We start from the raw sequence: 15,075 nt of genomic DNA, 5'->3' as shown, positions 1-15,075 counted from the left end.
ATGAAGAACATAGCATACCTTTCTCTTGGATCAAATATGGGGGAGCGGGAGGCTTATTTGGAAAAAGCCATTAATATCCTCCATAGTCATGGTAAAATAGAGGTATTAAGGAAGTCGTCGATTTATGAAACGGATCCAGTAGGTTTTACTGAACAAGATGAATTTTTGAATATGGTAATTGAAATTCGTACGGATTTAAGTCCAGAAGTACTGTTGCAGCAATGCTTGCAGGTGGAATATGACCTTGGGAGAAAAAGGGAATTCAAGTGGGGACCGAGGATAATAGACCTTGACATCTTACTCTATAATCACGAAAATATTGAATCAGAGAATCTACTCGTTCCTCACCCAAGGATGCAAGAGAGAGCATTTGTTCTCATACCGCTCTTAGAGCTTGAACCGTCTATCGGGCATCCTGTTCTTGGGACCCCGTTCAATCGCTTTCTGGACGAAATACCTGACAAAGAAGGAGTTCGGTTATGGAAACAGATAAATGGGGAAGACGTGTTCGTGCATTCAGAAAACTAAAAGGTTTCACCCAGGAAGGGCTGGCTAAGGAACTCGGTATATCGGTTTCTGTACTTGGAGAAGTGGAAAGAGGGAGCCGTATCCCGAAAGAAGACTTCTTGGTGAAGGTGGCAGAAGTGCTCAATATTTCTCTTGGGGACCTTGATCCTCAGGGTGAGTTGGAACATAGTGAATAATTCGTCACGTGATAAATAGATCAAAATCTGTTATTCTAAAAAAAGGCTGGATTCCATTCATGATACCCATCATGAACGGAGCGGCCTTTTTTAGAGATTTTTTATCACGATATCTGTGAGCCTCCAATGGCACACGAGGGACAGTTTTCTTAAAGAACTGAAACTTTAGGGGTGTTACAAACCCGGATATTGTGTAAAATAGTATGGTATATATTCGTATCAGTCTAGTAAAGCAGGAAAGCAGATAGAATAGGAGTGAAAATACATGAGTCATGAAGAAATAAATGACCAGTTTCGCGTAAGACGTGAAAAAATGGAGTCCATCCGTGAAAAAGGAATGGATCCGTTCGGTAAACGTTATGATCGTTCACACAGCTCATCAGAAATCAAAGAACAATATGATGAGTTTTCAAAAGAAGAGTTAGAAGAAAAAGAGATTACGGTAACGATTGCCGGCCGTATCATGACAAAGCGAGGAAAAGGAAAAGCGGGATTTGCCCACCTTCAGGATTTAGAAGGACAAGTCCAAATCTATGTGCGTAAAGATGCAGTAGGCGAAGAAGCTTACGAGTTCTTCAACACAGCAGATCTAGGAGATATCGTCGGTATTACAGGGACGGTTTTCAAAACAAAGGTTGGGGAGCTTTCAGTTAAAGCAAAAGAATTCACTTTGCTAACAAAAGCACTGCGCCCTCTTCCTGAGAAGTTCCACGGACTGAAAGACGTAGAACAACGCTACCGTCAGCGCTATCTGGACCTTATCACAAGCCAGGAAAGCAAAGAGACATTCATCGCTCGCAGCCGCATCATCCAATCGATGAGAAGATACTTAGATAACAACGGATACCTTGAAGTAGAAACACCAATGATGCATTCTATTGCAGGAGGGGCATCTGCACGTCCGTTTACGACACATCATAATGCCCTGGATATGCCTCTATTTATGCGTATCGCAATCGAGCTTCACTTGAAGCGCCTGATCGTCGGCGGTCTTGAAAAAGTATATGAAATCGGCAGAGTATTCCGTAATGAAGGGGTGTCGACACGACACAACCCTGAATTTACAATGATCGAGCTTTATGAAGCTTATGCGGATTACCGCGACATCATGGCATTGACTGAAAACCTCGTTGCCCATATCGCTAAAGAGGTATTCGGTTCTACAACTGTCCAATACGGGGATTATGAAGTGAACCTTGAGCCAGAGTGGACACGCCTTCATATGGTAGATGCCGTTAAAGAACACACAGGAGTAGATTTCTGGAAAGAAATGTCCGATGAAGAAGCACGTGCGCTGGCTAAGGAACATGGCATTGAGATTAAAGACAATATGCAATACGGCCATGTCGTAAATGAATTCTTCGAACAAAAAGTAGAAGACAAGCTTATTCAGCCTACATTCATCTATGGCCACCCGCTGGAGATCTCTCCACTTGCGAAGAAAAATGATGAAGATCCACGCTTTACAGATCGTTTCGAATTGTTCATCGTGGGCCGTGAGCATGCAAACGCGTTTACAGAGCTTAATGACCCAATCGATCAAAGAGAGCGCTTTGAAGCTCAGCTGAAAGAAAGAGAAGAAGGTAACGATGAAGCGCACATGATGGATGATGACTTCATAGAAGCGTTGGAATACGGTATGCCTCCAACAGGCGGTCTAGGAATTGGAATCGACAGACTCGTAATGCTATTAACGAACTCTCCGTCCATTCGTGATGTATTACTGTTTCCATTGATGCGTCATCGTGATTAATATTGTTTGATGTAGAAAGCAGCGGCTGATGGCCGCTGCTTTTTCTTATTTAATCTGTATTAATCATACAAATTCGAATGAATCCGTTTAGTCTGTTTATGAGTGGGAATAACATATTGAAAATGCAATTCTAGCCTTTCAATATAAAAAGTATAAAAAAGATGAAAAAACCTCTTGCGCCATTGTTTATATGGTGGTATATTATTATCTGTTGCCGCAAAACACGGCAAACACACAAAAAACTTTTTAAAAAAAGTTATTGACACCACGGTGTTGATGCTGTAATATTTAAAGGGTCGCTTCAAACGAAGCAAGCAACAAATTGAACCTTGAAAACTGAACAAAACAAGACAATACGTCAACGTTAATTCTAGATTTACCGCAACGATAGAATCGTTGCAAAAAGAGCTATTCAAACTTTTATCGGAGAGTTTGATCCTGGCTCAGGACGAACGCTGGCGGCGTGCCTAATACATGCAAGTCGAGCGGATCAAAGGGAGCTTGCTCCCTGAGATCAGCGGCGGACGGGTGAGTAACACGTGGGTAACCTGCCTGTAAGACTGGGATAACTCCGGGAAACCGGGGCTAATACCGGATAACTCAGTTCCTCGCATGAGGAACTGTTGAAAGGTGGCTTTTAGCTATCACTTACAGATGGACCCGCGGCGCATTAGCTAGTTGGTGAGGTAACGGCTCACCAAGGCGACGATGCGTAGCCGACCTGAGAGGGTGATCGGCCACACTGGGACTGAGACACGGCCCAGACTCCTACGGGAGGCAGCAGTAGGGAATCTTCCGCAATGGACGAAAGTCTGACGGAGCAACGCCGCGTGAGTGAAGAAGGTTTTCGGATCGTAAAACTCTGTTGTTAGGGAAGAACAAGTGCCGTTCGAATAGGGCGGCACCTTGACGGTACCTAACCAGAAAGCCACGGCTAACTACGTGCCAGCAGCCGCGGTAATACGTAGGTGGCAAGCGTTGTCCGGAATTATTGGGCGTAAAGCGCGCGCAGGTGGTTTCTTAAGTCTGATGTGAAAGCCCACGGCTCAACCGTGGAGGGTCATTGGAAACTGGGGAACTTGAGTGCAGAAGAGGAAAGTGGAATTCCAAGTGTAGCGGTGAAATGCGTAGATATTTGGAGGAACACCAGTGGCGAAGGCGACTTTCTGGTCTGTAACTGACACTGAGGCGCGAAAGCGTGGGGAGCAAACAGGATTAGATACCCTGGTAGTCCACGCCGTAAACGATGAGTGCTAAGTGTTAGAGGGTTTCCGCCCTTTAGTGCTGCAGCTAACGCATTAAGCACTCCGCCTGGGGAGTACGGTCGCAAGACTGAAACTCAAAGGAATTGACGGGGGCCCGCACAAGCGGTGGAGCATGTGGTTTAATTCGAAGCAACGCGAAGAACCTTACCAGGTCTTGACATCCTCTGACAACCCTAGAGATAGGGCTTTCCCCTTCGGGGGACAGAGTGACAGGTGGTGCATGGTTGTCGTCAGCTCGTGTCGTGAGATGTTGGGTTAAGTCCCGCAACGAGCGCAACCCTTGATCTTAGTTGCCAGCATTCAGTTGGGCACTCTAAGATGACTGCCGGTGACAAACCGGAGGAAGGTGGGGATGACGTCAAATCATCATGCCCCTTATGACCTGGGCTACACACGTGCTACAATGGACGGTACAAAGGGCAGCGAGACCGCGAGGTTTAGCCAATCCCATAAAACCGTTCTCAGTTCGGATTGCAGGCTGCAACTCGCCTGCATGAAGCTGGAATCGCTAGTAATCGCGGATCAGCATGCCGCGGTGAATACGTTCCCGGGCCTTGTACACACCGCCCGTCACACCACGAGAGTTTGTAACACCCGAAGTCGGTGAGGTAACCTTTTGGAGCCAGCCGCCTAAGGTGGGACAGATGATTGGGGTGAAGTCGTAACAAGGTAGCCGTATCGGAAGGTGCGGCTGGATCACCTCCTTTCTAAGGAATATATATGAAACGTTTGACAGTCGAAGTTTTGTTCAGTTTTGATGGTTTAATTACTATCAAAACCTTTTGTCTCTTACGAGACGAAATGAATTTGTTCTTTGAAAACTAGATAAAGATTTATTGATAGTCAAGAAATTACCGAGTATCGCCATTTTAGGTTTTAAACCTTATGTAACAACCAATTCGGTTAAGTTATGAAGGGCGCACGGTGGATGCCTTGGCACTAGGAGCCGATGAAGGACGGGACTAACACCGATATGCTTCGGGGAGCTGTAAGTGAGCTTTGATCCGGAGATTTCCGAATGGGGGAACCCATTGTTCGTAATGGAACAATATCCTTACTTGAATACATAGAGTATGGAAGGCAGACCCAGGGAACTGAAACATCTAAGTACCTGGAGGAAGAGAAAGCAAATGCGATTCCCTGAGTAGCGGCGAGCGAAACGGGATGTAGCCCAAACCAAGAGGCTTGCCTCTTGGGGTTGTAGGACACTCTATACGGAGTTACAAAGGAACGGAGTAGACGAAGAAGTCTGGAAAGGCTCGTCAAAGAAGGTAACAACCCTGTAGTTGAAACTTCGTTCCCTCTTGAGTGGATCCTGAGTACGGCGGGACACGTGAAATCCCGTCGGAAGCTGGGAGGACCATCTCCCAAGGCTAAATACTACCTAGTGACCGATAGTGAACCAGTACCGTGAGGGAAAGGTGAAAAGCACCCCGGAAGGGGAGTGAAAGAGAACCTGAAACCGTGTGCCTACAAGTAGTCAGAGCCCGTTAACGGGTGATGGCGTGCCTTTTGTAGAATGAACCGGCGAGTTACGATCCCATGCAAGGTTAAGTCGATGAGACGGAGCCGCAGCGAAAGCGAGTCTGAATAGGGCGAATGAGTATGTGGTCGTAGACCCGAAACCAGGTGATCTACCCATGTCCAGGATGAAGTCCAGGTAACACTGGATGGAGGTCCGAACCCACGCACGTTGAAAAGTGCGGGGATGAGGTGTGGGTAGCGGAGAAATTCCAATCGAACTTGGAGATAGCTGGTTCTCTCCGAAATAGCTTTAGGGCTAGCCTCATGTGTAAGAGTCTTGGAGGTAGAGCACTGTTTGGACTAGGGGCCCTCATCGGGTTACCGAATTCAGACAAACTCCGAATGCCAAAGACTTATCCATGGGAGTCAGACTGCGAGTGATAAGATCCGTAGTCGAAAGGGAAACAGCCCAGACCACCAGCTAAGGTCCCAAAGTATACGTTAAGTGGAAAAGGATGTGGAGTTGCTTAGACAACCAGGATGTTGGCTTAGAAGCAGCCACCATTTAAAGAGTGCGTAATAGCTCACTGGTCGAGTGACTCTGCGCCGAAAATGTACCGGGGCTAAACGTATCACCGAAGCTGTGGATTGACACCTCTAGGTGTCAGTGGTAGGAGAGCGTTCTAAGGACAGTGAAGTCAGACCGTAAGGACTGGTGGAGTGCTTAGAAGTGAGAATGCCGGTATGAGTAGCGAAAGATGGGTGAGAATCCCATCCACCGAATGCCTAAGGTTTCCTGAGGAAGGCTCGTCCGCTCAGGGTTAGTCGGGACCTAAGTCGAGGCCGATAGGCGTAGACGATGGACAACAGGTTGATATTCCTGTACCACCTCTTTTCCGTTTGAGCAATGGGGGGACGCAGGAGGATAGGGTAAGCGCACTGCTGGATATGTGCGTCTAAGCAGTTAGGCTGATGATGAGGCAAATCCCATCATCGTGAAGGCTGAGCTGTGATAGCGAGCGAATTATAGTAGCGAAGTTCCTGATTCCACACTGCCAAGAAAAGCCTCTAGCGAGGAAAAAGGTGCCCGTACCGCAAACCGACACAGGTAGGCGAGGAGAGAATCCTAAGGTGAGCGAGAGAACTCTCGTTAAGGAACTCGGCAAAATGACCCCGTAACTTCGGGAGAAGGGGTGCTCTTTGAGGTGCATAGCCTCGAAGAGCCGCAGTGAATAGGCCCAGGCGACTGTTTAGCAAAAACACAGGTCTCTGCGAAGCCGTAAGGCGAAGTATAGGGGCTGACGCCTGCCCGGTGCTGGAAGGTTAAGAGGAGTGCTTAGCGCAAGCGAAGGTGCGAATCGAAGCCCCAGTAAACGGCGGCCGTAACTATAACGGTCCTAAGGTAGCGAAATTCCTTGTCGGGTAAGTTCCGACCCGCACGAAAGGCGTAACGATCTGGGCACTGTCTCAACGAGAGACTCGGTGAAATTATAGTACCTGTGAAGATGCAGGTTACCCGCGACAGGACGGAAAGACCCCGTGGAGCTTTACTGTAGCCTGATATTGAATTTTGGTACAGCTTGTACAGGATAGGTAGGAGCCTTGGAAGCCGGAGCGCCAGCTTCGGTGGAGGCGTTGGTGGGATACTACCCTGGCTGTATTGAAATTCTAACCCGCGCCCCTTATCGGGGTGGGAGACAGTGTCAGGTGGGCAGTTTGACTGGGGCGGTCGCCTCCTAAAGAGTAACGGAGGCGCCCAAAGGTTCCCTCAGAATGGTTGGAAATCATTCGCAGAGTGTAAAGGCACAAGGGAGCTTGACTGCGAGACCTACAAGTCGAGCAGGGACGAAAGTCGGGCTTAGTGATCCGGTGGTTCCGCATGGAAGGGCCATCGCTCAACGGATAAAAGCTACCCCGGGGATAACAGGCTTATCTCCCCCAAGAGTCCACATCGACGGGGAGGTTTGGCACCTCGATGTCGGCTCATCGCATCCTGGGGCTGTAGTCGGTCCCAAGGGTTGGGCTGTTCGCCCATTAAAGCGGTACGCGAGCTGGGTTCAGAACGTCGTGAGACAGTTCGGTCCCTATCCGTCGTGGGCGCAGGAAATTTGAGAGGAGCTGTCCTTAGTACGAGAGGACCGGGATGGACGCACCGCTGGTGTACCAGTTGTCTTGCCAAAGGCATCGCTGGGTAGCTATGTGCGGAAGGGATAAGTGCTGAAAGCATCTAAGCATGAAGCCCCCCTCGAGATGAGATTTCCCATCACTTTATGTGAGTAAGATCCCTAGAAGATGACTAGGTAGATAGGTCAGAGGTGGAAGCATGGTGACATGTGGAGCTGACTGATACTAATCGATCGAGGACTTAACCACAAAGAGTCATTTTTAAATGAACACATTGGTCGATACTCGACTTTCTTGACATCAATCCTTTATCTAGTTTTGAAGGAACAAACCCTTCAATTGAATATTCGTCTGGTGATTATGGCGAAGAGGTCACACCCGTTCCCATGCCGAACACGGAAGTTAAGCTCTTCAGCGCCGATGGTAGTTGGGGGCTCTCCCCCTGTGAGAGTAGGACGTCGCCAGGCGATTTATAATCCGGAGGATTAGCTCAGCTGGGAGAGCATCTGCCTTACAAGCAGAGGGTCGGCGGTTCGATCCCGTCATCCTCCACCATGATTTTTTACGAAGCATCAGCGGAGTAAAAGAATCTTCCTTGATTTTTGCGCAAGCAAAATATCTTTCCAATGATTTTCTGAAGCTTATTTAAGACAAGCTGACGAAAACATCTTTTTTATGCCGGTGTAGCTCAACTGGTAGAGCAACTGACTTGTAATCAGTAGGTTGGGGGTTCAAGTCCTCTTGCCGGCACCATTTTGGTTTTTCTCATTATAATATAAGCCATTAGCTCAGTTGGTAGAGCACGAAAGAAATAACATCATTGAGTTATCTTCTAGCGTACAGCTCGAGCAGCATCTTGGTTAAGCTTCCTGAGAGCTGGACGTCGTAGATGCACAAAGATAGAAGTGAAATAATAATTTTTAATTAATACTATTACGAGCCATTAGCTCAGTTGGTAGAGCATCTGACTTTTAATCAGAGGGTCGAAGGTTCGAGTCCTTCATGGCTCACCATTGATTTTTGCTCAGGCAAAACATCATATCTTTTATCATGCGGGTGTGGCGGAATTGGCAGACGCACCAGACTTAGGATCTGGCGCCGCGAGGCGTGGGGGTTCAAGTCCCTTCACCCGCACCATATTTGCGGAAGTAGTTCAGTGGTAGAACACCACCTTGCCAAGGTGGGGGTCGCGGGTTCGAATCCCGTCTTCCGCTCCAAAGATTTTTGCCGGGGTGGCGGAACTGGCAGACGCACAGGACTTAAAATCCTGCGGTAGGTGACTACCGTACCGGTTCGATTCCGGTCCTCGGCACCAGAGTTTTTTGCAAAAGCAAAATAACTCTCAATAGCTTGTGCTAGCAAAACATCTTTTCTTAATTTGCGTCAGCAAATAGCCTTAATTAAATAATGCGCCCGTAGCTCAATTGGATAGAGCGTTTGACTACGGATCAAAAGGTTAGGGGTTCGACTCCTCTCGGGCGCGCCATCTATTTCGGGAAGTAGCTCAGCTTGGTAGAGCACTTGGTTTGGGACCAAGGGGTCGCAGGTTCGAATCCTGTCTTCCCGACCACCTTAGATGGGGCCTTAGCTCAGCTGGGAGAGCGCCTGCTTTGCACGCAGGAGGTCAGCGGTTCGATCCCGCTAGGCTCCACCAAGATTTTTTACGCAGCGTAAGCGGAGTAAAAGAATCTACCTTAACTCACTTCGGTGAAAAAAATTAAAAAAGTTGTTGACACTCAACAGTGTCGATGATATACTTGTAAAGTCGCTTCAAACGAAGCACTTAACAAATTGAACCTTGAAAACTGAACAAAACAAGACAATACGTCAACGTTAATTCTAGATTTACCGCAACGATAGAATCGTTGCAAACAAGAGCTATTCAAACTTTTATCGGAGAGTTTGATCCTGGCTCAGGACGAACGCTGGCGGCGTGCCTAATACATGCAAGTCGAGCGGATCAAAGGGAGCTTGCTCCCTGAGATCAGCGGCGGACGGGTGAGTAACACGTGGGTAACCTGCCTGTAAGACTGGGATAACTCCGGGAAACCGGGGCTAATACCGGATAACTCAGTTCCTCGCATGAGGAACTGTTGAAAGGTGGCTTTTAGCTACCACTTACAGATGGACCCGCGGCGCATTAGCTAGTTGGTGAGGTAACGGCTCACCAAGGCGACGATGCGTAGCCGACCTGAGAGGGTGATCGGCCACACTGGGACTGAGACACGGCCCAGACTCCTACGGGAGGCAGCAGTAGGGAATCTTCCGCAATGGACGAAAGTCTGACGGAGCAACGCCGCGTGAGTGAAGAAGGTTTTCGGATCGTAAAACTCTGTTGTTAGGGAAGAACAAGTGCCGTTCGAATAGGGCGGCACCTTGACGGTACCTAACCAGAAAGCCACGGCTAACTACGTGCCAGCAGCCGCGGTAATACGTAGGTGGCAAGCGTTGTCCGGAATTATTGGGCGTAAAGCGCGCGCAGGTGGTTTCTTAAGTCTGATGTGAAAGCCCACGGCTCAACCGTGGAGGGTCATTGGAAACTGGGGAACTTGAGTGCAGAAGAGGAAAGTGGAATTCCAAGTGTAGCGGTGAAATGCGTAGATATTTGGAGGAACACCAGTGGCGAAGGCGACTTTCTGGTCTGTAACTGACACTGAGGCGCGAAAGCGTGGGGAGCAAACAGGATTAGATACCCTGGTAGTCCACGCCGTAAACGATGAGTGCTAAGTGTTAGAGGGTTTCCGCCCTTTAGTGCTGCAGCTAACGCATTAAGCACTCCGCCTGGGGAGTACGGTCGCAAGACTGAAACTCAAAGGAATTGACGGGGGCCCGCACAAGCGGTGGAGCATGTGGTTTAATTCGAAGCAACGCGAAGAACCTTACCAGGTCTTGACATCCTCTGACAACCCTAGAGATAGGGCTTTCCCCTTCGGGGGACAGAGTGACAGGTGGTGCATGGTTGTCGTCAGCTCGTGTCGTGAGATGTTGGGTTAAGTCCCGCAACGAGCGCAACCCTTGATCTTAGTTGCCAGCATTCAGTTGGGCACTCTAAGATGACTGCCGGTGACAAACCGGAGGAAGGTGGGGATGACGTCAAATCATCATGCCCCTTATGACCTGGGCTACACACGTGCTACAATGGACGGTACAAAGGGCAGCGAGACCGCGAGGTTTAGCCAATCCCATAAAACCGTTCTCAGTTCGGATTGCAGGCTGCAACTCGCCTGCATGAAGCTGGAATCGCTAGTAATCGCGGATCAGCATGCCGCGGTGAATACGTTCCCGGGCCTTGTACACACCGCCCGTCACACCACGAGAGTTTGTAACACCCGAAGTCGGTGAGGTAACCTTTTGGAGCCAGCCGCCTAAGGTGGGACAGATGATTGGGGTGAAGTCGTAACAAGGTAGCCGTATCGGAAGGTGCGGCTGGATCACCTCCTTTCTAAGGAATATTTTATGAAACGTTTGACAGTCGAAGTTTTGTTCAGTTTTGATGGTTCAACCATCAAGGTTTTTTACGAAGCGTAAGCGGAGTAAAAGAACCAACCATTAAGTTTGTTCTTTGAAAACTAGATAAAGATTTATTGATAGTCAAGAAATTACCGAGTATCGCCATTTTAGGTTTTAAACCTTATGTAACAACCAATTCGGTTAAGTTATGAAGGGCGCACGGTGGATGCCTTGGCACTAGGAGCCGATGAAGGACGGGACTAACACCGATATGCTTCGGGGAGCTGTAAGTGAGCTTTGATCCGGAGATTTCCGAATGGGGGAACCCACTGTTCGTAATGGAACAGTATCCTTACTTGAATACATAGAGTATGGAAGGCAGACCCAGGGAACTGAAACATCTAAGTACCTGGAGGAAGAGAAAGCAAATGCGATTCCCTGAGTAGCGGCGAGCGAAACGGGATGTAGCCCAAACCAAGAGGCTTGCCTCTTGGGGTTGTAGGACACTCTATACGGAGTTACAAAGGAACGGAGTAGACGAAGAAGTCTGGAAAGGCTCGTCAAAGAAGGTAACAACCCTGTAGTTGAAACTTCGTTCCCTCTTGAGTGGATCCTGAGTACGGCGGGACACGTGAAATCCCGTCGGAAGCTGGGAGGACCATCTCCCAAGGCTAAATACTACCTAGTGACCGATAGTGAACCAGTACCGTGAGGGAAAGGTGAAAAGCACCCCGGAAGGGGAGTGAAAGAGAACCTGAAACCGTGTGCCTACAAGTAGTCAGAGCCCGTTAACGGGTGATGGCGTGCCTTTTGTAGAATGAACCGGCGAGTTACGATCCCATGCAAGGTTAAGTCGATGAGACGGAGCCGCAGCGAAAGCGAGTCTGAATAGGGCGAATGAGTATGTGGTCGTAGACCCGAAACCAGGTGATCTACCCATGTCCAGGATGAAGTCCAGGTAACACTGGATGGAGGTCCGAACCCACGCACGTTGAAAAGTGCGGGGATGAGGTGTGGGTAGCGGAGAAATTCCAATCGAACTTGGAGATAGCTGGTTCTCTCCGAAATAGCTTTAGGGCTAGCCTCATGTGTAAGAGTCTTGGAGGTAGAGCACTGTTTGGACTAGGGGCCCTCATCGGGTTACCGAATTCAGACAAACTCCGAATGCCAAAGACTTATCCATGGGAGTCAGACTGCGAGTGATAAGATCCGTAGTCGAAAGGGAAACAGCCCAGACCACCAGCTAAGGTCCCAAAGTATACGTTAAGTGGAAAAGGATGTGGAGTTGCTTAGACAACCAGGATGTTGGCTTAGAAGCAGCCACCATTTAAAGAGTGCGTAATAGCTCACTGGTCGAGTGACTCTGCGCCGAAAATGTACCGGGGCTAAACGTATCACCGAAGCTGTGGATTGACACCTCTAGGTGTCAGTGGTAGGAGAGCGTTCTAAGGACAGTGAAGTCAGACCGTAAGGACTGGTGGAGTGCTTAGAAGTGAGAATGCCGGTATGAGTAGCGAAAGATGGGTGAGAATCCCATCCACCGAATGCCTAAGGTTTCCTGAGGAAGGCTCGTCCGCTCAGGGTTAGTCGGGACCTAAGTCGAGGCCGATAGGCGTAGACGATGGACAACAGGTTGATATTCCTGTACCACCTCTTTTCCGTTTGAGCAATGGGGGGACGCAGGAGGATAGGGTAAGCGCACTGCTGGATATGTGCGTCTAAGCAGTTAGGCTGATGATGAGGCAAATCCCATCATCGTGAAGGCTGAGCTGTGATAGCGAGCGAATTATAGTAGCGAAGTTCCTGATTCCACACTGCCAAGAAAAGCCTCTAGCGAGGAAAAAGGTGCCCGTACCGCAAACCGACACAGGTAGGCGAGGAGAGAATCCTAAGGTGAGCGAGAGAACTCTCGTTAAGGAACTCGGCAAAATGACCCCGTAACTTCGGGAGAAGGGGTGCTCTTTGAGGTGCATAGCCTCGAAGAGCCGCAGTGAATAGGCCCAGGCGACTGTTTAGCAAAAACACAGGTCTCTGCGAAGCCGTAAGGCGAAGTATAGGGGCTGACGCCTGCCCGGTGCTGGAAGGTTAAGAGGAGTGCTTAGCGCAAGCGAAGGTGCGAATCGAAGCCCCAGTAAACGGCGGCCGTAACTATAACGGTCCTAAGGTAGCGAAATTCCTTGTCGGGTAAGTTCCGACCCGCACGAAAGGCGTAACGATCTGGGCACTGTCTCAACGAGAGACTCGGTGAAATTATAGTACCTGTGAAGATGCAGGTTACCCGCGACAGGACGGAAAGACCCCGTGGAGCTTTACTGTAGCCTGATATTGAATTTTGGTACAGCTTGTACAGGATAGGTAGGAGCCTTGGAAGCCGGAGCGCCAGCTTCGGTGGAGGCGTTGGTGGGATACTACCCTGGCTGTATTGAAATTCTAACCCGCGCCCCTTATCGGGGTGGGAGACAGTGTCAGGTGGGCAGTTTGACTGGGGCGGTCGCCTCCTAAAGAGTAACGGAGGCGCCCAAAGGTTCCCTCAGAATGGTTGGAAATCATTCGCAGAGTGTAAAGGCACAAGGGAGCTTGACTGCGAGACCTACAAGTCGAGCAGGGACGAAAGTCGGGCTTAGTGATCCGGTGGTTCCGCATGGAAGGGCCATCGCTCAACGGATAAAAGCTACCCCGGGGATAACAGGCTTATCTCCCCCAAGAGTCCACATCGACGGGGAGGTTTGGCACCTCGATGTCGGCTCATCGCATCCTGGGGCTGTAGTCGGTCCCAAGGGTTGGGCTGTTCGCCCATTAAAGCGGTACGCGAGCTGGGTTCAGAACGTCGTGAGACAGTTCGGTCCCTATCCGTCGTGGGCGCAGGAAATTTGAGAGGAGCTGTCCTTAGTACGAGAGGACCGGGATGGACGCACCGCTGGTGTACCAGTTGTCTTGCCAAAGGCATCGCTGGGTAGCTATGTGCGGAAGGGATAAGTGCTGAAAGCATCTAAGCATGAAGCCCCCCTCGAGATGAGATTTCCCATCACTTTATGTGAGTAAGATCCCTAGAAGATGACTAGGTAGATAGGTCAGAGGTGGAAGCATGGTGACATGTGGAGCTGACTGATACTAATCGATCGAGGACTTAACCACAAAGAGTCATTTTTAAATGAACACATTGGTCGATACTCGACTTTCTTGACATCAATCCTTTATCTAGTTTTGAAGGAACAAACCCTTCAATTGAATATTCGTCTGGTGATTATGGCGAAGAGGTCACACCCGTTCCCATGCCGAACACGGAAGTTAAGCTCTTCAGCGCCGATGGTAGTTGGGGGCTCTCCCCCTGTGAGAGTAGGACGTCGCCAGGCAAATAGAAAAAACAGCTCATTTACGGGCTGTTTTTTTGTTTTATCTATAAAAATGGCCAGCAGGACGGTAGAAATGGTCCTTATTCTGGGCTAGGACTGGATATATTATCAAAAATGGGGTACTTATTATCAAAAAAACAGATATATTATCAAAAACGAGATGTTTATTATCAAAAATCAAAATATATTATCAAAAGCCACTTATCACTTTAGATCAGCCATTTAGATCAAACCCCACACCACACTGACTTCGTCTGTCCACCCCCTGCCGCTGAACCACCGAACTGACATTAACTTTCCCAGCCCAACCAACATACAATACTCTAGGTTGAACAATCCAATTAAGAACCGATCTGAATAAACTCCCTTTTATACGTTTAAAAGTTTTCCAAAACAGGAAAACTTCTAAGGGTAAGTTCATAATTGCAAAGTTCAATGCCCAATTGTATAATTATAGTCAAATATAGTCAAAGTCAAAATGAGGAGGAGGTTTGATGAGGAACATTTCCGACATCATTGAGAGTTATTTGAAGAATGTTTTGGAGCTTAGTGAAAGTGAAATAGTAGAGATAAAAAGAAGCGAAATTGCGGATAAGTTTCAATGTGTTCCTTCTCAAATTAATTATGTGATCAATACCCGTTTTACGATTGAAAGAGGGTATGTGGTTGAAAGTAAACGGGGCGGCGGGGGCTATATCCGGATTATGAAGGTGAAAGCCCATGACCAGGTCCATCTTATAGATCAGCTGGTATCGCTGGTGACAAGAGCGATCAGTCAAAGTACAGCTGCAGATATTATATTCAGGTTAGTGGAAGAAGATATAATCTCGGAACGGGAAGCCAAGATTATGCTGAGTGTCATGGATCGTTCGGTAATCATGGTGGATCTGCCCGAACGGGATGTGCTTCGGGGAAGAATGTTAAAGGCTATGCTGGATAGCTTGAAGTATGAGTAAGGGTTG

The 15,075-nt window shown here is 48.6% G+C and carries 4 protein-coding genes, 9 tRNA genes and 6 rRNA genes; all 19 read left to right on the top strand.

Going from position 1 to position 15,075, the window contains the following annotated elements; all coding sequences use genetic code 11:
* The 19 genes from folK to ACXAFV_RS01180 all read left to right on the top strand — a co-directional run bounded on the left by folK (position 1) and on the right by ACXAFV_RS01180 (position 15,069).
* Positions 1-528, top strand: coding sequence for a 2-amino-4-hydroxy-6-hydroxymethyldihydropteridine diphosphokinase (gene folK, locus ACXAFV_RS01270; RefSeq protein WP_475123914.1), 528 nt, complete (start codon positions 1-3; stop codon positions 526-528).
* Positions 480-704, top strand: a complete 225-nt coding sequence (locus ACXAFV_RS01265; protein WP_475123912.1) for a helix-turn-helix domain-containing protein — start codon at positions 480-482, stop codon at positions 702-704. Before folK ends, ACXAFV_RS01265 begins: the two co-directional genes overlap by 49 nt.
* Before the next feature lie 265 nt (positions 705-969).
* Complete coding sequence (gene lysS / locus ACXAFV_RS01260) at positions 970-2,457, top strand: lysine--tRNA ligase (RefSeq protein WP_475123911.1); 1,488 nt, start codon at positions 970-972, stop codon at positions 2,455-2,457.
* Between the two features lie 420 nt (positions 2,458-2,877).
* Positions 2,878-4,429, top strand: a 16S ribosomal RNA gene (locus tag ACXAFV_RS01255).
* Positions 4,430-4,623: 194 nt separating this feature from the next.
* Positions 4,624-7,559 (top strand): 23S ribosomal RNA (locus ACXAFV_RS01250).
* Between the two features lie 101 nt (positions 7,560-7,660).
* Positions 7,661-7,777, top strand: a 5S ribosomal RNA gene (gene rrf / locus ACXAFV_RS01245).
* Positions 7,778-7,789: 12 nt separating this feature from the next.
* Positions 7,790-7,865: transfer RNA gene (locus tag ACXAFV_RS01240), tRNA-Val, on the top strand.
* 122 nt (positions 7,866-7,987) lie between these two features.
* Positions 7,988-8,063 (top strand) — tRNA-Thr (locus ACXAFV_RS01235).
* Positions 8,064-8,247: 184 nt separating this feature from the next.
* Positions 8,248-8,323 (top strand) — tRNA-Lys (locus ACXAFV_RS01230).
* 39 nt (positions 8,324-8,362) lie between these two features.
* Positions 8,363-8,447, top strand: a tRNA-Leu gene (locus tag ACXAFV_RS01225).
* 5 nt (positions 8,448-8,452) lie between these two features.
* Positions 8,453-8,527 (top strand) — tRNA-Gly (locus tag ACXAFV_RS01220).
* A 9-nt stretch (positions 8,528-8,536) separates the two neighbouring features.
* Positions 8,537-8,625 (top strand) — tRNA-Leu (locus ACXAFV_RS01215).
* Positions 8,626-8,719: 94 nt separating this feature from the next.
* Positions 8,720-8,796 (top strand) — tRNA-Arg (locus ACXAFV_RS01210).
* A 7-nt stretch (positions 8,797-8,803) separates the two neighbouring features.
* Positions 8,804-8,880 (top strand) — tRNA-Pro (locus ACXAFV_RS01205).
* Positions 8,881-8,888: 8 nt separating this feature from the next.
* Positions 8,889-8,964, top strand: a tRNA-Ala gene (locus tag ACXAFV_RS01200).
* A 236-nt stretch (positions 8,965-9,200) separates the two neighbouring features.
* Positions 9,201-10,752: ribosomal RNA gene (locus tag ACXAFV_RS01195) — 16S ribosomal RNA — on the top strand.
* 207 nt (positions 10,753-10,959) lie between these two features.
* A 23S ribosomal RNA gene (locus tag ACXAFV_RS01190) occupies positions 10,960-13,895 on the top strand.
* 101 nt (positions 13,896-13,996) lie between these two features.
* Positions 13,997-14,113 (top strand): 5S ribosomal RNA (gene rrf, locus ACXAFV_RS01185).
* Together the 16S, 23S and 5S rRNA genes with 9 tRNA genes alongside form the textbook arrangement of a ribosomal RNA operon.
* 494 nt (positions 14,114-14,607) lie before the next feature.
* Positions 14,608-15,069, top strand: a complete 462-nt coding sequence (locus tag ACXAFV_RS01180; protein ID WP_475123909.1) for a CtsR family transcriptional regulator — start codon at positions 14,608-14,610, stop codon at positions 15,067-15,069.
* Positions 15,070-15,075 lie beyond the last annotated feature (6 nt).

Source organism: Rossellomorea sp. ABR4_012 (genome assembly GCF_056159545.1).
The sequence above is the reverse complement of the archived record's forward strand: the minus strand, read 5'-3'. Positions and strand labels throughout refer to the sequence as shown.